15 protein-coding genes are annotated in these 18,862 nt (G+C 35.7%); 6 read left to right on the top strand and 9 right to left on the bottom strand.

The features are described from left to right. Nucleotides 1-5: 5 nt before the first annotated feature. From AC4PRO_RS04045 to AC4PRO_RS04015, 7 genes are all read right to left on the bottom strand, one after another. Nucleotides 6-1,190, bottom strand: coding sequence for a tetratricopeptide repeat protein (locus AC4PRO_RS04045; RefSeq protein WP_492116415.1), 1,185 nt, complete (start codon nt 1,188-1,190; stop codon nt 6-8). Between the two features lie 141 nt (nt 1,191-1,331). Further along, nucleotides 1,332-2,009: a metal-dependent hydrolase gene (locus tag AC4PRO_RS04040; RefSeq protein ID WP_492116414.1), complete on the bottom strand. Its 678-nt coding sequence runs from the start codon at nt 2,007-2,009 to the stop codon at nt 1,332-1,334. A gap of 14 nt (nt 2,010-2,023) precedes the next feature. Continuing rightward, nucleotides 2,024-2,986: a 1,4-dihydroxy-2-naphthoate octaprenyltransferase gene (gene menA, locus AC4PRO_RS04035; protein WP_492116413.1), complete on the bottom strand. Its 963-nt coding sequence runs from the start codon at nt 2,984-2,986 to the stop codon at nt 2,024-2,026. Nucleotides 2,987-3,041: 55 nt separating this feature from the next. Continuing rightward, nucleotides 3,042-4,544 (bottom strand): PH domain-containing protein, encoded by a 1,503-nt coding sequence (locus tag AC4PRO_RS04030; protein WP_492116412.1) that lies wholly within the window; start codon nt 4,542-4,544, stop codon nt 3,042-3,044. Next, the gene (locus AC4PRO_RS04025; protein WP_492116411.1) at nt 4,545-5,060 is read right to left on the bottom strand and encodes a PH domain-containing protein; all 516 of its coding nucleotides are present in this window, start codon (nt 5,058-5,060) and stop codon (nt 4,545-4,547) included. It lies immediately after the preceding gene. 83 nt (nt 5,061-5,143) lie between these two features. Then, the gene (locus AC4PRO_RS04020; RefSeq protein ID WP_074724270.1) at nt 5,144-5,974 is read right to left on the bottom strand and encodes a 1,4-dihydroxy-2-naphthoyl-CoA synthase; all 831 of its coding nucleotides are present in this window, start codon (nt 5,972-5,974) and stop codon (nt 5,144-5,146) included. Between the two features lie 615 nt (nt 5,975-6,589). After that, entirely contained in the window at nt 6,590-7,444 is an 855-nt protein-coding gene (locus AC4PRO_RS04015; RefSeq protein WP_492116410.1) for a CvfB family protein, read from the bottom strand. A 332-nt stretch (nt 7,445-7,776) separates the two neighbouring features. Between AC4PRO_RS04015 and AC4PRO_RS04010 the strand changes: the two genes are divergently transcribed. The 6 genes from AC4PRO_RS04010 to AC4PRO_RS03985 all read left to right on the top strand — a co-directional run bounded on the left by AC4PRO_RS04010 (nt 7,777) and on the right by AC4PRO_RS03985 (nt 16,515). Next, nucleotides 7,777-9,129 (top strand): M20/M25/M40 family metallo-hydrolase, encoded by a 1,353-nt coding sequence (locus AC4PRO_RS04010; protein ID WP_492116409.1) that lies wholly within the window; start codon nt 7,777-7,779, stop codon nt 9,127-9,129. Nucleotides 9,130-9,611: 482 nt separating this feature from the next. Continuing rightward, a complete protein-coding gene (locus AC4PRO_RS04005) occupies nt 9,612-10,013 on the top strand; it encodes a hypothetical protein (RefSeq protein ID WP_492116408.1) in 402 nt (133 codons plus the stop codon). Nucleotides 10,014-10,128: 115 nt separating this feature from the next. Further along, nucleotides 10,129-11,508 (top strand): TolC family protein, encoded by a 1,380-nt coding sequence (locus AC4PRO_RS04000; RefSeq protein WP_492116407.1) that lies wholly within the window; start codon nt 10,129-10,131, stop codon nt 11,506-11,508. Between the two features lie 10 nt (nt 11,509-11,518). Beyond that, complete coding sequence (locus AC4PRO_RS03995) at nt 11,519-14,674, top strand: efflux RND transporter permease subunit (RefSeq protein WP_492116406.1); 3,156 nt, start codon at nt 11,519-11,521, stop codon at nt 14,672-14,674. A gap of 20 nt (nt 14,675-14,694) precedes the next feature. Next, nucleotides 14,695-15,786, top strand: coding sequence for an efflux RND transporter periplasmic adaptor subunit (locus AC4PRO_RS03990; protein WP_074724275.1), 1,092 nt, complete (start codon nt 14,695-14,697; stop codon nt 15,784-15,786). A gap of 108 nt (nt 15,787-15,894) precedes the next feature. After that, nucleotides 15,895-16,515 carry a TlpA family protein disulfide reductase gene (locus AC4PRO_RS03985; protein WP_492116405.1) on the top strand — a complete coding sequence of 207 codons (621 nt, stop codon included), beginning with the start codon at nt 15,895-15,897 and terminating at the stop codon, nt 16,513-16,515. A gap of 101 nt (nt 16,516-16,616) precedes the next feature. Here AC4PRO_RS03985 and AC4PRO_RS03980 read toward each other — a convergent pair whose 3' ends face one another. Further along, nucleotides 16,617-16,958 (bottom strand): DUF2853 family protein, encoded by a 342-nt coding sequence (locus tag AC4PRO_RS03980; protein ID WP_074724277.1) that lies wholly within the window; start codon nt 16,956-16,958, stop codon nt 16,617-16,619. Between the two features lie 107 nt (nt 16,959-17,065). Beyond that, nucleotides 17,066-18,727 (bottom strand): 2-succinyl-5-enolpyruvyl-6-hydroxy-3-cyclohexene-1-carboxylic-acid synthase, encoded by a 1,662-nt coding sequence (menD, locus tag AC4PRO_RS03975; protein WP_074724278.1) that lies wholly within the window; start codon nt 18,725-18,727, stop codon nt 17,066-17,068. Nucleotides 18,728-18,862: the final 135 nt, after the last annotated feature.

Genomic DNA, 18,862 nt, shown 5'->3' with positions numbered 1-18,862 from the left:
AAATATCACTGTTCGATTAACTTTAATACTCGCTCAAAATCATCATTTTGAATTCCTGCTTTTTTAAATACTTCAAAATCTTGTTTTATTTTTTGAGTCACGCTCAGGCTGTCGTTCACATTCTGGGATTGGTATTCCTTGTATATGGATTTTGCGCTTCTAAATTCATTATTAAGTAAATAGGCATGCGCCAAATTGAGTTTTACTAATAGCTCTGTATCATCCAGCTTCTCGCCTTCTTTTAGGAACTTAATCGCTTTGCCATATTGTTTGGTTACAATATAACCAAAGCCAATGTTACTATAATCTACTGCAGTTGCCTTTCCATCGTTGATTATCCTTATGTATTGTGTAATTGCATTGCCATAATCCCTCTTCTTGACAAAATTTAATGCTTGGCTACGCAAGTCATTATACACTCCATTAGAAACGCCCGTCTCATTAATGCAACTTTCTCCATTGTCTTTATATACTTTGGCCTGTTCCATCAAAAGTAAATTCTGGAATTCCTGAAACTTATATTTTTTTTGAATTTTCTCTTCAATACAAATACAAAAATCATCAGAGTTTGCTAGTTTTCGAGCTAATGCGGAGGTCTTGCATTGATTGATTACAAATTTTCTATTTTCTAAAGTCCAGCCTCGGCTTAACTTAGTGTCAACCCAAGGCACTACTTCTAGAATGATTTTTTGCTTCATAATCCAATTAGAGCTTTCGAAACCAAACCAAAGATTCCCCGTATTGTTATTCAAGCAAGCAGACTTATCTATTGACAGTCGTTTTGCGTCTTTGCTTAACGGTGTTTCTTGCGCTAAGCAAGCATATTCCATTTTACCGCTTTTTTGATACGTTAAAGCCTGTTCGTTTGATGAAAAAATAGCGTACTTGCTTTTATCATCTCCTGAAATACGAGACAACAAAAAAACGGCACCCGCAGATCCTTGACTGATTCCAGTAGGATCTGGAATTGCTTTTAAAACCGAAACTAAGCTACTTGCCATTTTCTGATTGTCATCCAAAAGAGTAATTCTGTAAATTAACTCTGTTGTTCCAATAGGAAAATCATCGGTTTTAATCACGATTCTATCTCGTGCCGAAACGATAATTTCTTTAGTAGTGGCTCTCTCTTTGTCCCAATAGCCGTCTTGCTGGGCAAATCCCGACTGATAAAAAATGCTAATGAATAGCATAAAAATTACTTTATTCACTGATGTCTTTTGTGTTAAGTATACGAAACTAGCCCAGATGGAAACGGCATCCTTTTATGCCTCGTCTTTTTGGACGAGACATAAAAGATATAGTGGACAGCTGGAAATAGCTCCTAAACCATTTTATAACTCGATACTCTCTCCTATTTTTAGCAACATTAAATCTTTTCCTTTATCGAAAAATTGTTGAATGGCTGTTTTGTGATCAATTTCGATATAACCAAAAGTATCATAATGATAACCCAGTACTTTATCACATTGTACAAAGTCTGAAGCCAAAATAGCATCCTCGACATCCATCGTAAAATTGTCACCTATGGGAAGAATTGCCAAATCCAACTTGGTACGCATTGGGATCAATTTCATGTCCATTGTAAGGGCTGTATCTCCAGCGATATAAATGTTTTTGTGCTCACCCTCGATAACAAATCCGCCCGGATTACCACCACTAGTGCCGTCAGGAAACGAACTCGAATGAATGGCGTTTACATATTTCACTTTCCCGAAATCGAAAGTCCAGCTTCCGCCGTGATTCATGGGATGTGCTTGAAATCCTTTGGCTGCATAATAACCTGCAATCTCAGCATTTGAAACGATGATAGCATTCGTGCGCTTTGCAATGGTTTCTACATCCAGAATATGATCGCCATGTGCATGCGTTAATAAAATATAATCTGCTTTTAGCGTACTAATATCAACATGTTCCGCCAATGGATTTGCCGAGATGAATGGGTCTACTAAAATGTGTTTTCCGCCTACTTTGATACCCAGAGAAGCGTGTCCGTAATATGTAATTTTCATAATTTATGGTTTATTTATCGTCCTCCTAAAAGGGTATTCACAATGATATCTGAAAAGAAATAAATCATACATAAGGCCAATAATACTGAAAGTGCGAAGGTGCTTAACGCCAATTTTTTTAATTCAGGGTCTAATGCCTTAGGTGCTTTATTTTTATAAACAGTACTTAAATGTTTGGTTAAAGGGATGTAAGCCAGTAAAAACAAGTACTGATCTAATTGAAAATTATTCAACAAAGCAAAAACAACCACCAAAGCCATTGCAAAAGTGATTAGAAAATAATGGTATAATTTTGCTTTTTTACCGCCCATTTTCACAACCAAAGTATTCTTCCCTACTTTCCTATCTGACTCTTCGTCACGCATATTATTTAAATTCAAAACACCAACACTTAAAAGTCCTATTGCGATTGCGGGCAAAAAAAGTTCGATGTCTATTTGTTTCGAATACAAAAAATTCACTCCTAATGTACTGACTATACCAAAAAATACAAATACGAAGACATCACCAAGCCCACGATATCCATAAGCCTTAGCCCCAATTGTGTAACGGATTGCCGCTAAAATTGCTAGTATTCCTAATACCAGGTAAAATAGTGAATAGTACAGGTTAGTGTCCTCGAAGGCAAAATAGATCAATAGTATAGCAGAAAGCAACGTAAGCAAGGCCGTAATTATGATTGCTCCTTTCATTGCTTGCGGAGTAATTACGCCGCTTTGGATTGCCCTTTTTGGCCCTACTCGATCCTCGTTATCTGTCCCTTTCATTCCGTCACCGTAATCATTGGCAAAATTGGATAAAATCTGTAATCCAAGTGTTGTTAAGATGGCAAAACCAAATATTCTCCAATTAAAAACTTCTGTAGGCGTAAGTATGTTGTCCGTTGGGTTTGCTAATGCATACATACTTCCCACAATTATTCCTGAAACGGATAAGGGTAATGTTCTAATTCTTGCTGCTTCAATCCAATGTCTCATTTTATTTTTATTCGTTAATTTGATAAATTTATTTTTTATTATTTAAAAACTAAAACTACATCCAATTGCTGTTAGACGTTTCCATTTCGTACAACCAAAGATTCACATATTGTTTAAGCAAGGTGAAATTCCCTAATTGAAAACTAATGTTTCCGCCAGCCGTATGTATTGTAATCGAACCGATATCAACTCTTTTATGCCAAAACAATTGTGAGGTTGTAATTGCCTGAATTTTTCCTGGTTCTATAATTTTATTGTCTACATCCCAAGCACCATTTTGTTTAATGATAAAATCATCATGAATAAACAATCGATTATTTCTAAAACCAAAATAGACAATAGCTCCTACAAAGAAAACATATATTGGTAACAAATAAACGTATTCGTATACTTGCTCTTCAATATAATTTGCAAAAGCAAAAAAACCAGTTAAAGGTATTACTATTGAAAGGAATATCGAGAAAACCAATTTACGGAAATTAGGTTTAAGCATTACCCCTTTTTGAGGTATGCTTTTAAACAACAATTTCAATATTTCTTCATTCTCTTTTTCATTGCATCCCGGAATTTCAATCACCGACTTACGTTCCTCTGTTTCACCACTTGTCGCCTGCTTAATTTTAAGTTCCAGAATATTCATTTTCCTCTGAAAATAATTTCTAGTAACAGTTACAATTTGCACTTTCTCTTGTTTCAAAATAGTACTTTTTGTACTTAATAAGCCAAAAGAAAGCAATAATGACCCATTTTGTCTAGTGATTTTATAATCGTAATACTTAAAAATGGTACGAACTAGGTTAATGATCAAAATAGAGCACAACATCAGCATTACAATTATAGCGATCGATTGCATCGCTAAACTTCGATCTAAATAGGCATTAATTTTCGTTTTGTCAAAATCCGAATGCTCGATGAAATTACGGCTATTCTCGTACGCCGTGGCAAAAAAGGCTAAAATCAACCCCAGACTCTTTACGTAATTTGACGTAATCCCGACTTTTAACAAGCTCAAAAAACTAATTTTCATAAAAGGAAGCTCTTCTACTGTTTCAGTTAGTAAGGGCTCTTCTAATTCTGCTGAACTAATTTCTTTTTTTTCATTGTCCATTAACCTTGCTTTTAAGGCTAAAGCCAATGGATGTGAAATCGCTTGTATTTTTCCTTCCTTTTTCGCACTTCCAGCAGTATCAACGTCTAGCTCATAAACACCAATAATCCTTTGAATTAAGGATTGGTTAATATTTACCTGTTGGATTCTATTCAGCTGAATAATCGTTTTTGTTTTATTAAAAATTCCTTCGCTGATGATAAACTCCTCATTTTCATTGTCCAAATAAAAAGTAAAGCTCCGATATTGCAAGTAGGCAACAATTCCGATTGTCAGCACAACAACAATTGTACCTAAAAGCAGATATACTTTATTAAGCTCCTCGAATTTAAAAATCCAAATCACCGCTATAGGCCATAAACCGCGCCCCCATTTTTGCAGGGTATCTAAAAAAAGGATTAATACTCCGACGGACGATTGCCGTTGAGGCTGATGTAAAGTATCCTCCATTTACAGTTGTTTTTGAATTTTCCCCATTAACAACTGCTTGATATTTTCGGCCTGCTCTTTTTTGATTCCTGGGATTTCTATGTCACTGGAACTTCCTCCCGCAGTAAAAACTTCGATTTTTGCCAACCCGAAATACCTAGAAACAAACCCTTCATGTAAAGCCACGTGCTGCACTCTATTATAAGGAATTACAATCGTATTTGTCGCTATAACTCCATGCCTAAAAAGAACATCATGAGTCCTGAATGCAAACCCTTTTTTCTTAAAACTAATTCTCGATAATAACAATACAAGAAAAAGAAAGACAAAATAAGTTACTGCAATTCCAACCGCAAAAACTAATAAGCCTCTATTAAAAAACAACAATACTCCTAGCCCTACTCCTACAATTAGAAAAAAAAAAAATACATTTAGCACCGTTACTTTCCAATAATCAGTATCTAAAATAGAGAATTCTACTTCTTCAAATTTAGGAAGTTGCGTGGTATCTATCGTCTCGTTTGAGAAGTTCTTCATTTATTTTTTGTTAAAAGTTTAGTATTCAAAACGTTTAAAGTAGGTTATTAAAACCAACTTCAAGCCTTAAATTTTAAACGGTATTAGGGCAACCATTTTTTCTCAAAGTTTGGCTTACGCTTTTCAAGGAATGCATTTCTACCTTCTTTGGCTTCTTCGGTCATATAGGCTAATCGCGTAGCTTCACCTGCAAAAACCTGTTGTCCTACCATGCCATCATCGGTCAGATTCATCGCAAATTTTAGCATTTTGATCGCCATAGGTGATTTGCCTAATATTTCTTGTGCCCACTCATAAGCGGTATCTTCTAATTCAGCATGAGGAATAACGGCATTTACCATCCCCATATCCATTGCATCCTGAGCCGAATAATTGCGTCCTAAAAAGAAAATCTCACGTGCTTTTTTCTGTCCTACCATCTTAGCAAGGTAAGCAGAACCATAACCACCGTCAAAACTGGTCACATCAGCGTCTGTTTGTTTAAAGATCGCGTGCTCTTTACTCGCTAGTGTTAGATCGCAAACGACATGTAAACTATGTCCACCACCTACTGCCCAGCCAGGAACCACCGCAATCACCACCTTTGGCATAAAACGGATTAAACGTTGTACTTCTAATATGTTCAAACGATGTTGACCGTCCTCTCCCACGTACCCCTGATGACCACGGGCATTTTGATCCCCGCCGCTGCAAAAAGAGTACACTCCATCTTTCGACGAAGGCCCTTCAGCAGAAAGTAAAACAACCCCTATAGAAGTGTCTTCTTGCGCATCGTAAAATGCGTTGTATAGCTCAGCTGTTGTTTTTGGACGAAAAGCATTGCGCACATCAGGTCTGTTGAATGCTATTCTAGCAACTCCATTGCATTTCTTATAGGTGATATCTTCGTATTCTTTGGCAGTGATCCAATCCATTATAATTGATTTAAATTATTTAAGTGTAAAAATAAATCATTTTTTGCATTTTATACTATTCTATGAGGGAAGCTTTAGAAATCCTTCCTTTACAAAACGATGGTAAAGTGTTAAAGTTTAAAAAAAAATAGTTTATTAACAGTGGTCAACTACTATAATGACTAATTTTAGAACATGCTAATCAGCAGAATAGGAATAAACAATCCTGATTTAGCTATTAAACTTCACTGATTTATTAACCTAAAAAAAGAATACTTTGATTGAATTTAAAAATTTCGTCTCTCTTTATTTTGTGGTTTTAAATAATAACAACAGAAAAAGTGAGAAAACGGGAAAGCTATTTACCGAAATTGTGAAAGGACTATAGTAACACCTACGGTTAAAAGAAAGATTATGAAAACCATATCGCTGCATTAACAAAGTTACATGGCAGCAAAAATTTTGGATTTACTATCTTTATACAATAAAAAGAAACCAAATGGTTTTTATTATAAATAAGAGTCTAGCTTGTAAGTAAATTTTTGCCCTAGATTATTTTTAGCTTTGTACTTCGATTATTCGAAACAAACTAAAAAAGAGAAAGACTAACCGTTTTCGATTAGTCTTTCTTTTTTTTTATTCTTTAATCAGGTATATTCCGTCTTCTTTGATTTCGATTAGCTTTTCTCTATACAAAGCTCCAATCGCTTTCTTGAATGTTTTCTTACTCATTTTTAAAACAGTCTTTATATCCTCAGGATGTGAGCTATCTGTCAATCGTAAAAAACCACGACTGGCTCTTAATTCATCTAGAATTAAATCTGCATTAGGTTCGATGCTTTGATATCCTTGTATCTGTAAGGCAACATCAATTTTATTATCAGGACGAATATTTTTAATGTATCCGCGCATACGATCACCCGTACGAATAGCATCATCATAAACTTCATCTTTGTAAAGCAATCCTTTATGGCGTTCATTTATAATTACGTTGATCCCAATCTCCGTAATGTGCGAAACAATCAAATCTACTTCCTCTCCTTTTTCAACTGTAAGTTCTTCATTTTTAAGAAATTGATTCGTCTTACTTGAAGCTACTAAACGGTTCGTTTTCTCATCCATATAAAGATACACTAAGTACCGTTTTCCTTTTTCCATAGGACGAGCCTGTTCTTTAAACGGAACCAGAATGTCTTTTTCCATTCCCCAATCCATAAAAGCACCAATCTGATTAACATAATTTACACGCAAAAGTGCAAATTCATTTAATAAAATATAAGGCTCTAGTGTTGTTGCTACAGGACGTTCTTCATGATCTAAATAAACAAAAACAATCAACTCCTCACCTATCTCAAATTCGTTAGGCACATATTTATTGGGTAAAAGTATGTCGTGTATTCCCTCAGGATCTGTCTCTGGTGTGCCCAGAAATAAACCAACTTTAGTGTCACGAAGTATTGTAAGCGTATTGTATTTTCCTATTTCAATCATTTTATTCAATTTTCTAAGCTGCAAAGGTACGAAGTTTGAAAATAGTAACCCCATCCCATCATACAATTCCCTCGTATTTTCCTTTTTAGAAGCAAAAACAACATAAATTACAAAAACGATTCGTCCCGCTATCCGCAGTATCTTTTGGGCTGAACCCCAGCCCAAAAAGGATACGCACTTCTATCGGGGCTAAATTACAACGTTTCATTTTCTACAAAACCAACAAAAAGCTCCTTAAAACTCATTAAACAACTATTAAAATTATTTTTACCCACTATTAAATCTCTTTTTTTACTTAATTTTAAATTCTGAAAATAAATACCAAAAAATAAATGAAACCAAATCTTTTTTGCTACCTCTTTGCCTTATTGCTTTTTACTCAAGTCAGCTTCGCCCAAATCACTGTTGATGATCCCGAAATTAAAAAAATGATTACGGAAGTCAAAGCTGAAAGTCTTGAAAACACCGTAAAAAAACTTGTTTCCTTTGGCACCCGCCATACCTTAAGCGACACTAAAAGTAAAACGCGAGGCATTGGCGCAGCACAACAATGGGTGAAATCTGAATTTGATAAATACGCTTTAGAATCAAATGGCCGACTTACGTCAAAAATCGATTATTTTACCATAAAAGCAGATGGAAAACGCATTGCTGTTGATAGCCAAATGGGAAATGTAATGGCAACCTTAAAAGGAACAGATTCCAGTGATGACCGAGTATTAATTATAAGCGGTCATCTCGACTCCCGAGTTACAGATGTTATGGATGCCAAATCAGATGCGCCAGGTGCTAATGACGATGGTTCTGGAGTTGCCGCCATGATGGAACTGGCTAAAGTTATGAGTAAGCGATCTTTTCCTTATACAATCGTTTTTGTAGCTGTAACGGGAGAAGAACAAGGATTGTACGGTGCTAGACATTTAGCTGAGCTTGCTAAACAAGAAAACTGGAATATCGTGGCGATGCTCAACAACGATATGATAGGAAACAGCTTGTCTAGCGGAACAAACCTTAGAGACAATACTAAAGTAAGAGTATTTAGTGAAGCGACTCCCTATCTAGAAACTGAGGACGAAGCAAAAATGAGAAAACTAACCAATAGAGACAACGACAGCCCATCTCGACTGTTAGCGCGATACATAAAAACAGCAACTGATCAATATGTAGCTCAGTTAGAAGTTAACTTGGTCTATAGAAATGACCGTTTTTTGCGCGGTGGTGATCATACTCCTTTTAGTCAAAACGGATTCACTGCAGTTCGTTTCTGCGAAATGAATGAAAACTTTGATCATCAACACCAAGATTTACGAACTGAAAACGCCATTAAATATGGTGACTTACCCGAATTCATGGATTTTGAATACCTACGCAAAATAGCTGCTTCAAATTTAGCCACATTGGCTAATTTAGCTTGGGCACCAAAAGCGCCTACTAATGTGGGCATTGAGGTAAAAGACTTGACTAATTTCTCAACTTTAGCTTGGAAAGCAGCGGAGAACAAAAAAACGTACGGATACCAAGTTCTTATAAGAGAAACATCAGCCACAAACTGGGAGAAAATGATTTTCATTACAGATACGAAAACCACAATCCCCTATTCTAAAGATAATTTCCTTTTTGCTGTTCAAGCGATAGATGAATTAGGACATGCAAGCTTACCGGTTTTTCCAATACCTATTCGTTAAAACGACATAGGAATAAACAAAAAAAGAACTTTTTAGCATCTATTTAAGAAATCAAAATGAAATTAATTTCTCTAAATTTATACTGCGAACCTATAGAATAATTCAAGCATATTTATGCTGGAATTATTCAGCTGGTAATCCTAAATCCCAAGTGATTTTTGAAATGATTATTCTCATTTAAGTAAGTTGGACTGCTTTCTCTTTAAAACATATATCCTGTTTTTTTTGGACATGTTCATCGGTTAAAAATAAGATGTACCTGTTAACTTTCTCTTAGAAGTAATATAGTAGGTCTATTCTAATGACATAGCTATTTTTAGATGCAATAAATCTTGAAAAATTACAATTGATAAAAAGAACCTCAAAACCAACAGAAGTAAGAGGGAGCGTTTAATGGAATAAATAGTCACAAAGAAGTTAAAAAAATCTAAATTTATTGATTCCGGTTTGTATTTCTTAACAATAAACATATCTTCGTAGCAATGAACAGGAATTTAAAAACTAATATAGCACTCCTATTTCGGCATTTGTTTTCAATTGCTGCGATTACTATTTTACTTTTTTCTTCATGCTACATACAAAATGAAATAAAAAATGTTCTTGGAATTCCTACTGCAATTGAGCAGGGTGGAAATAAAAAAAACAATGCTTTTTCAACTGCCGTTTACGATGCTTGTTCGCATTCGCTAACTTCCGATTTATCACAAGCTCCAACACAATCATCATTTACAAGTAACTTATTGGCTGTTGCTACTTTGTCAGCAATTGTAATGCTACTTTTTTCTGTTTCTGAAAAAGAAAAAAATAAGCATCCTTTTTACAACACCTTTAAAATTTGTGATCCTTTACCCATCTTCTTGCTCTACCGCAAATTGATCATTTGATACCCTAATAGTTTTTATAAATGCCATTGGAGAACCTTCTACTATGGCATCTTTCAGTACATCAATTTTTCAATTAATTGATCAATAACCTGATCTCAAAATCTATTATTTTATTATGGTCAAATATAAATTGGCAGCCACATTCTTGTGGCTAGTCACGGGATTCTTAGTTCCCGTATATGCACAACAGTCATCTGAATCTTTAAATGATTTGTGGCAAAATGTTGCAGAAGATTACTCAGGAATTAAAGCCAAACAAACTGCTGCAGATGCTTCCGCATTCAATGAGCGTGCAGTAAAATCGAGCAGACTACCGCAAATTAAAGCGCAAGCGCAAAGTACTTATGGAACGTATGATGGTATTGGAGGCGCATTTTTTCCACAAGCTGGTTTTTTTAATGTTAGTGGTGACGCATCATTATATGGAGCTAATCTCTCATCAAATTCATTTGGGTCTGCTGTTGTAGATTGGGAAGTCTTTTCTTTTGGTAAACTTCGAAAAGAAAATGAAGCCGCTCGTGCAGTCACAAATGGAAAAAATAGTGAAAAAGACGCTTATGTTCTGCAACTAAAAAAGCTTTTATCCGAAAGATATATCAAACTTTTATATAACAAAACAAAACTTTCTTGGAATGAAAAAACGATTGAACGACTACATGAGATTCGTACCATTACTTCTGGATTGTCAAAAGCGGGATTAAAACCTGCGGCTGATAGTTTACTGGCTTCTTCTGCTTATATTCAAGCACTTGCAATAAATGACCAGTTGGAAGGGAATAGTAGTGCCACTTTGATAAAGCTACAGGAACTTTCTGGGGCAAGTGCTTTTAACTTCAAAAGTGCACTAGCACATTTCGCAAAACCAGTGGTTTTTATTGAAGAAAGAAAAACATTAATAAGTAATTCTCATCCTATTCTTAGCTCTTTAAAACATCAAGCAGACTTTTACACTGCTAAAAGTGTGATTGAAAATCGTGCCCTGTTACCATCTGTACATTTTTTAGGAGGGATTTCTTATAGAGGTACAAGCATCAATGACAATGGCTATGTATCTGGAAAATGGAAGGATGGCTTTGCTAACAATGCTAATAATTTCATTGCTGGAGTAGGGATTACGTGGAATATTACAAACGTTCTTACCAACAGCATAAAAAGTAAAGGATTCCTTAAAGAAGCAGAAAGTGTAGAAAACCTTCATACACAATACGAGCAGAGTATGCAGGCCGATTTAGCTGCAGCCCAGGTGCGAATTAGTCAACAATTCAAACAAATAGAAAAGGCAACCACTGCTGTAAAACAGTCTGATGATGGGTATAAAATGTACCTATCTCGCTACAAAAGCGGTCTTATTGGGCTAAATGAGCTGCTGCAAATACAGCAATTATTTGAAGTTGCAGAAAATCAACTTTTAGAAGCATCGCAAGATTATTGGATGTTGGTAGCCTATGAAGCTGAGCTGACATCCGATTTTAATTTTCTTTTTACTAATCTATAATTCTATTGATATGAACTTAATAAGATTTGCGTTAAGAAGGCCTATCTCTGTCATTGTTGCTGTTGCAGCAATTGTCTTCTTATCCTTTACAGCAATAAAAAAAATAAATGTAGATATATTTCCCGAAGTAGAACTTCCTGCCATGTATATTGCCATGCCCTACGGAGGACTATCTCCTGCTTATATGGATGGTTTTATGGCAAATGAATTCCAAAAAGTGCTTTTGTTTGTGGGTGGAGTCAAAAGTATGGACTTCAAAAGCATTCAAGGATTGACGCTTATGAAATTGACTTTTTACCCTGGAACAAATATGGCGCAAGCTGCAGGAGAAGTTTCCACCTCAGTTTCCAGAGCCATGGGCTTTTTACCGCCTGGAGCGGTACCTCCTATGGTGGTTCGATTCGACGGAAGTTCGTTACCTGTTGGACAATTAGTATTTGAAAGTGATCAGCGTTCTATTAATGAAATTCAAACCTTAGTACTTACAAAAATACGTCCCATGTTTGTTGCCATTCCAGGGATCACTGCGCCAGCACCTTTTGGAGGAAATGCTCGTTCGATTATTGTTAATATAGATCCTGAAGCCATGCAGGCCAACGGATTGAGCGCTGAAGAAATAACCATTGCCATTACAAAAAACAGTCTTCCATCGCCTGCTGGTAACATCCGAATTGGCGATGAAAATTTAATGGCTCCCATAAATTCCATTGCAAAGAGTCCAGAAGAGTTTTTAAATACTCCAATAAAAACAAACGACTCGCGTACCATTTACATAAGAGATGTTGCGAGTGTTCAAGATGGAGCAGATCAAACGGTTGGTTATGCACTTATCAACGGTAAGCGTTCGGTTTACCTTCCGATTATAAAAAAAGCAGATGCATCAACAATCGAAGCGGTCAAAAATTTGAAAGCATCATTACCCATGTTGCAAAATCAAATTCCAGAAGATGTGAGTATAAAATATGAATTCGATCAGTCGAAATATATAGAAAGTTCATTATCTAATTTAATCCATGAAGGAATTTTAGGTGCTGTATTTACTGGATTGGTTATCTTTTTATTTTTGGGAGATACTAGAGGAGCATTAATTGTGGTGTTAACTATTCCAATTGCTATACTGAGTGCGGTTGCTGCGTTGTATTTTCTAGGGGAAACTATTAACATTATGACATTGAGCGGACTAGCGCTTTCCATAGGAATATTAGTAGATGAGGCCACTGTCACCATTGAAAATATACACCAACACATGGAAATGGGGAAACCCAAACAACGTGCAATTAGTGATGCTCTAGTTGAAATTTCAATTCCGAAACTGCTTATTTTACTATGTATTCTAGCCGTTTTAACGCCCGCTTTTATTATGACAGGTATTCCAAAAGATATGTTTATGCCTTTGTCTATTGCAGTAGCTTTTGCAATGGTGGCTTCTTTTGTTGCTTCTCAAACATTTGTTCCAATTCTAGCGAATTGGATGATGAAAATGAAAAAGAATGAAGTAGCTAATACGGCTCGCAAACGTGCTTTCTTTGATAAATTTCGCGTCAATTATTCTTATCGAATGCGTAAATGGTCTACAAAATCTATCTCGCTCTTTGTACTTTATGTTTTTGTAACTGTTGGATTGATAGCGCTGTTATTGCCTAATGTAGGAACAGATGTGATGCCGTTGTCCAACAGTGGCGATTTTCAACTACGCATTCAAGCTCCAACCGGAAGCCGACTGGAAAAAACGGAGGGGATTGTAAAAGAAATTTTAGGTGAAATTAAAACATTGGTGCCAGAAAACGGCGTAGCGATATCATCCGCTTTTGTCGGAATGCAGCCAGCGACTTCACCTATTAACACCATATTTACTTTTACGAATGCTTCTCATGAGGCAATAGTGCAAGTTTCGGTCAACCAAGAAGTGTATGAGGGATCGATGGAAGATTTGAAGGAAGAGATCAGGATAAAATTGAAAAAAAGTCATCCACAAGTGGCAATCAATTTTGAACCAATGGAATTTACAGAAAAGATTATGGGTCAAGGAGCTATGACCCCAATAGAAGTAAAAGTAGGTGCAGGACAATTGAAAGCTGCTTTTTCTTTTGCTTCCAAAATTGAAGGGAATCTAAAATCGATTCCGTATTTGCGAGACGTTCGTATAGCAGAACCTGTAGCTTATCCCACATTAGAAATCGAAATAAACCGTGACCTAGCTGGACAATTTGGTTTAACAGTGCAAGATATTACGAAAAGTTTAGTCACTGCCACTTCGTCAACTCGTTTTACAAATAAAAATCTTTGGATAGATCCAAAATCGGGATTGGTGTTTCAGGTGCAAGTACAAATTCCAGAAGCGATAATGTCATCGGAACAAAAACTAAAATCTTTACCATTAAAAAATGGTAGTTTAAGACCTGTGCTCGAAGATGTAGCAACTATTAAAAGAGTCACTTCTCCAGCACAAGTTAATCGAAAAGGAGCTAACCGCTACGTCACCCTAATTGCAAATCTACATGGCAAAGATTTAGGAACAGCATCGAGCGCTGTGAAACAAGCCATTAAAGATGCGGGTGAACCACCACGGGGAGTCACGGTTTGGACAGAAGGTACCATTAAACTTTTGGATGATACCTTGAGTAATTTATTATCAGGTTTAGGAGTTGCAATTATTGCGATATTCTTGATGTTGGCGGCTTATTATCAATCGTATAAAGTGCCATTAATTATTTTGTCGGTAGTTCCAGCGGTTATTGCTGGTAGCTTGTTGCTGTTGTTTGTGACACAAAGTACGCTCAATTTACAATCCTATATGGGGATAATTATGTCTATAGGAGTATCTGTTTCTAATGCTGTACTGCTAGTTAATCAAGCGGAATTTTATCGGAAAGACTTATTGCTTAAGCCAGCAAATGCAGCACGTCTTGCAGCCACTTCAAGACTAAGGCCGATACTGATGACAGCCGCCGCAATGCTAGCCGGAATGTTACCCATGGCAATTGGAATTGGCGATGGCGCCGAACAAGTGGCTCCACTAGGAAGAGCTGTTATTGGAGGGTTAATAGCCTCTACGGTCACCATACTTTTATTGGTGCCCCATTTCTTTTCGTCAATGCTTTCTAGAACAGCGATTGCAAATCCTTCGCTTGATCCAGATGATGATGAAAGTAAATATTTTGTTTAATAAACTTTAATAAATATAAAATGTACGATCTAAATAAAAAAATAAAAACGGTTGCTATTGCAACGTTTACATTGCTTGCCTTAACTGCTTGCTCTGATAAAAAAGAAGCAAAAGAAGTAGCTATCAAAGTGGCTAAATTACAGAAGCCTAAAACAGCTATTATTCAGCATATAAATCCTGAATATGAAATATCCTTACCAGCCGAATTACAACCATACGAAGAGGTAGCGGTTTATGCCAAGGTGAATGGTTTCGTCGAAAAGATATATGTTGAACGCGGACAAAAGATCAAAAAAGGACAATTACTTGCACAACTTGTCGCTCCAGAAATGAATCAAAAATACATTTCGGACCAATCATCGGAAAAGAAATCATACAGCGATTATTTGTATGCAAAACAAGCGTATGAAAGAATGCTTGAAGCGTCTAAAACTTCAGGAGCTGTTGCTGCTATAGAAGTAGAAAGGTCTAAAAGTGCTATGGAAAGCGCTCAAGCCTCCTATCAAAGTGCCAGCGCTGGAACGGCGGGTAGCGGACAACTTAAAAAATATTTACAAATCACAGCCCCTTTTGATGGGATCATAACTTCTCGAAATGTCTCCGTTGGAGCGCTTGCAGGAACAGGTTCAGGGCAGCCATTGTTTATGATTGCACAAGGAAATCGCCTGCGATTAACACTTGCTCTTCCCGAAAAACATGCTGCATCTATAACGGAATCGATGCCTGCAACTTTCACAATAAGTTCGCAGCCCGGAAAAATATTTAAAACTAAATTATCTCGAAGTTCAGGATTCTTGAACAGAGATGATCGTTCTTTGACTATAGAATTTGATGTGGACAATGCCTCAGGAGAGTTACAAGGTGGTGATTACGCCCAAGTTAAATTAAAATTACAAAGAAAAGCACCCTCTTATTGGGTCAAAAATGGAAGTATACTGAATACACAAAGTGGTACTTTTGTGCTTACCTTTAACAATAATGAAATTAAAAAAGTATCAGTTAAGGAAGGCATCAAATTAGATACTATAGCTGAAGTATTTGGGGAATTTTCAAATGATGACCTAATAGTGATAAAACCTTCGGAAGAAATGAAAGAAGGAAAAGTAAAATAATGAAGTTCTATAAAACCAAGCTACCAATTGTTGCTTGGTTTTATAGAAATTCATATAGAGATTTGTCAATATTTTGACGCAAACAACAATAATAAAAATAATATAATAATGGTCGAAAAAAATAATGGAGAAAAGCAATCGAAACAACTTATTAATCTAAAAATGATTAAGAAAAATTTGTCGACAATTGTATTCCTAATCTTTATTGCTGTTTTACTATTCAGTCCGGATGCAAAATCATTTCTCATTAAGCAGTTGCTATTCACTGGTCTCTTCAACGCTGAGATTTCAACAGTTAATTCTTCAGATAATACACTCCGTAATCATTTTGATTTTAAGGATTACGAAGGGAATGTTCAAAATACAGCTGACTTGAAAGGTAAAGTTGTTTTCATCAACTTTTGGGCCTCTTGGTGTCCACCATGTATTGCTGAATTTCCTTCTATAGAAAAATTTCACTCAAAATTTAAAGATAATGATAACATAGTATTTTTGATGATAAACATGGATGATGATATCGCCATAGGAAAACAGTTTTTAGATAAGAAGAATTTTTTATTACCAATTTTCCAATCGGTATCGACTGTTCCGAAAGAAATTTATTCGGGATCATTACCTACTACAATCGTTTTGGATAAATATGGAATAATGAGATTACACCATGAGGGATTCGCTAATTATGACGGGGAAAAGTTTAATCTTCAGATAAAACAATTGCTTGAGGAATAAATAGAGTAAAAACTCACTACATACAATGTTATTTATAGAGAGATGAGACAGAACCAAAAAAAGCGCCCAAAAGGCGCTTTTTTCATATTATAAAAAAAATATTAATTGTAAACACTTTCTTTTTTGAAGTGAACTGCTAATAGGTAATAGACAACAGCTCTGTATTTATTTTTATTAGAGCGACCGTATTTCTCCATTACTGCATCGATACCTGCGTCTAAATTTGCTCCATCTGCCAAACCCAATTTCTTTATCAAGAAATTATTTTTTACTGTATCTAATTCTACTTGCTGGCTTCCTGCCACTGTTGCGGAATCTGCATTATAAATAGAAGGTCCACAACCTATTGTTACTTTTGTCAGTAAATCCATATTAGGACTTATACCACATTTGTCTCTCAGATCAGCGGCATACTTTACAATTAATTCATCTCTTGCACTCATAAATAAAGATTTAATATTTAATAAAAATTAGTTAAGTATCTCAAATTTAAACATTTATTTAAAACACCACTAATTTATAAAGTCATTTATTGACTTTTTTTATGAAATTAGATCAACTCTTTAAAAAACTGCAGCAAAATAGCATCATTTTCCAGCGTTGGGGTAAAAACTTCCAGTAGCCCCGGCTTTTCATTTTGACCGTACAAAGTCGCTAAACCTTTTTCTAAACTCAGTTCATCACTGGCAATAGTATATTCAAATCCGTACATCGTAGCTAAATGTTTTGCTGTTAAACAATGGGAAGTTTCAAAGAAAGTATTAAAAACAGGAGTTTCTTTATGACCTGGTAAGATCCTGAAAATTCCTCCACCTCCGTTGTTTATCAAAATTATTTTAAAATTTTTGGGAATGTAATTGTTCCATAACGCATTGCTATCGTATAAAAATCCAATATCACCCGTAATAAACACCGTCTGTTTTCCATTGGCTACAGCCGCACCAATTGCTGTAGAAGTACTCCCATCAATACCACTAGTTCCTCGATTGCAATAGACTTCTATGGAAGGATCAATAGAAATCAGCTGTGCATAACGGATGGCCGAGCTATTGCTAATTTGCAACTGCGAATTTTTTGGCAAACTCGGAATTACTTTTTCAAAAAATTTAAAATCTGAGAATAGAATTTTATCTAAATAGATCTTGCTTTTTAGCTCTCGCAATTTATTCACGGCATCCAATTTCTTAAAATAATCGCTCTCAATTGATTTTGTCAGCGGTAAAAAAGCATCGAAGAATACATTTGGTTCTACTTCAAAATGTTTGGTCAATGCATTGAATGTATCGTATGCCCGCAGTGAATCAATATGCCAATGGTGCTTTGGTTTGTATTTTCTTAAAAAAGCTTTAATTCGTTTCGAAACGATCATTCCTCCAAAAGTGATTAATATTTCAGGACGAAAATCCTCAAACTCTTCATTGGTAAAAGGAGTAATTAAAGTATCTATGGTATTTATAAAGGTGGGATGATGTACGTTTGACGTTGTTTCAGTCAAAACCACCACCGATTGATCAGCAGCTAAAATTTCAATTGTACTATCACTGATTACTCCCGGTTCATTCACGCCCACTAATACCAATTTTTTTGTGGACTTGTTCCAAATCGTCGCATACTTCCCTGCCTCTTTTTGTGAAAGAGACTGCGTATCTTTTGCGTAAGCAGTAACGCTAACACTTACGGAAAGTTCAGAAACCGTTTCATACAACGGTTCTTCAAAAGGGGCATTGATATGTACGGGTCCTTTTTGAGCAATTGAAATATTGATTGCTTCATTTATTTTAATGTCATTTTCAAAGCATACCACCTCATCCAAATTGGCATTATACAAAGAATGATTCGCAAATACATTTTCTTGCCTAATCGTTTGTCCGTCGCCAATATCAATTTTACTATGCGGTCGGTCAGCGGAAATTACAATCAATGGAATCTGACTGTAGAAAGCTTCAGCAATGGCAGGATAGTAGTTTAATAATGCGGAACCAGATGTGCATACTAATGCTGCAGGCTGCTTTGTCTGTTGTGCGATTCCTAAAGCAAAAAAAGCAGCAGATCGTTCATCAGCAATACTGTAACAACTAAAAGCGGGATTGCTTACAAAACCAATCGTTAAAGGGGCATTTCGCGATCCTGGCGAAATTATTATGGTGGTAATTCCTTTGGCTAAACAAATTTCAATTATGCTTTGCGCTAAAGGTATTTTGGGGTAAATCATTAAATTTTAGTTTAAAGTTTAAGGTTTCGAAGTTTGTAAAGTTGTTCAAAACCTCAAGCCAAGCAAAGTTACAAACTTGCTCCCTCTTTTCGCCCCATTTTAACTGATTTTTATTAAATTTGACAACAAAATTTA

Source organism: Flavobacterium sp. DW-iso2, from assembly GCF_058725285.1.
This window is presented reverse-complemented; position numbering and strand designations above follow the sequence as displayed.

What these genes read in the sequence shown, in the direction of transcription:
- AC4PRO_RS04045 (WP_492116415.1), bottom strand. Translation starts at nt 1,190, where the DNA reads ATGCTATTCATTAGCATTTTTTATCAGTCGGGATTTGCCCAGCAAGAC.
- AC4PRO_RS04040 (WP_492116414.1), bottom strand. Translation starts at nt 2,009, where the DNA reads ATGAAAATTACATATTACGGACACGCTTCTCTGGGTATCAAAGTAGGC.
- menA (WP_492116413.1), bottom strand. Translation starts at nt 2,986, where the DNA reads ATGAGACATTGGATTGAAGCAGCAAGAATTAGAACATTACCCTTATCC.
- AC4PRO_RS04030 (WP_492116412.1), bottom strand. Translation starts at nt 4,544, where the DNA reads ATGGAGGATACTTTACATCAGCCTCAACGGCAATCGTCCGTCGGAGTA.
- AC4PRO_RS04025 (WP_492116411.1), bottom strand. Translation starts at nt 5,060, where the DNA reads ATGAAGAACTTCTCAAACGAGACGATAGATACCACGCAACTTCCTAAA.
- AC4PRO_RS04020 (WP_074724270.1), bottom strand. Translation starts at nt 5,974, where the DNA reads ATGGATTGGATCACTGCCAAAGAATACGAAGATATCACCTATAAGAAA.
- AC4PRO_RS04015 (WP_492116410.1), bottom strand. Translation starts at nt 7,444, where the DNA reads ATGATTGAAATAGGAAAATACAATACGCTTACAATACTTCGTGACACT.
- AC4PRO_RS04010 (WP_492116409.1), top strand. Translation starts at nt 7,777, where the DNA reads ATGAAACCAAATCTTTTTTGCTACCTCTTTGCCTTATTGCTTTTTACT.
- AC4PRO_RS04005 (WP_492116408.1), top strand. Translation starts at nt 9,612, where the DNA reads ATGAACAGGAATTTAAAAACTAATATAGCACTCCTATTTCGGCATTTG.
- AC4PRO_RS04000 (WP_492116407.1), top strand. Translation starts at nt 10,129, where the DNA reads ATGGTCAAATATAAATTGGCAGCCACATTCTTGTGGCTAGTCACGGGA.
- AC4PRO_RS03995 (WP_492116406.1), top strand. Translation starts at nt 11,519, where the DNA reads ATGAACTTAATAAGATTTGCGTTAAGAAGGCCTATCTCTGTCATTGTT.
- AC4PRO_RS03990 (WP_074724275.1), top strand. Translation starts at nt 14,695, where the DNA reads ATGTACGATCTAAATAAAAAAATAAAAACGGTTGCTATTGCAACGTTT.
- AC4PRO_RS03985 (WP_492116405.1), top strand. Translation starts at nt 15,895, where the DNA reads ATGGTCGAAAAAAATAATGGAGAAAAGCAATCGAAACAACTTATTAAT.
- AC4PRO_RS03980 (WP_074724277.1), bottom strand. Translation starts at nt 16,958, where the DNA reads ATGAGTGCAAGAGATGAATTAATTGTAAAGTATGCCGCTGATCTGAGA.
- menD (WP_074724278.1), bottom strand. Translation starts at nt 18,727, where the DNA reads ATGATTTACCCCAAAATACCTTTAGCGCAAAGCATAATTGAAATTTGT.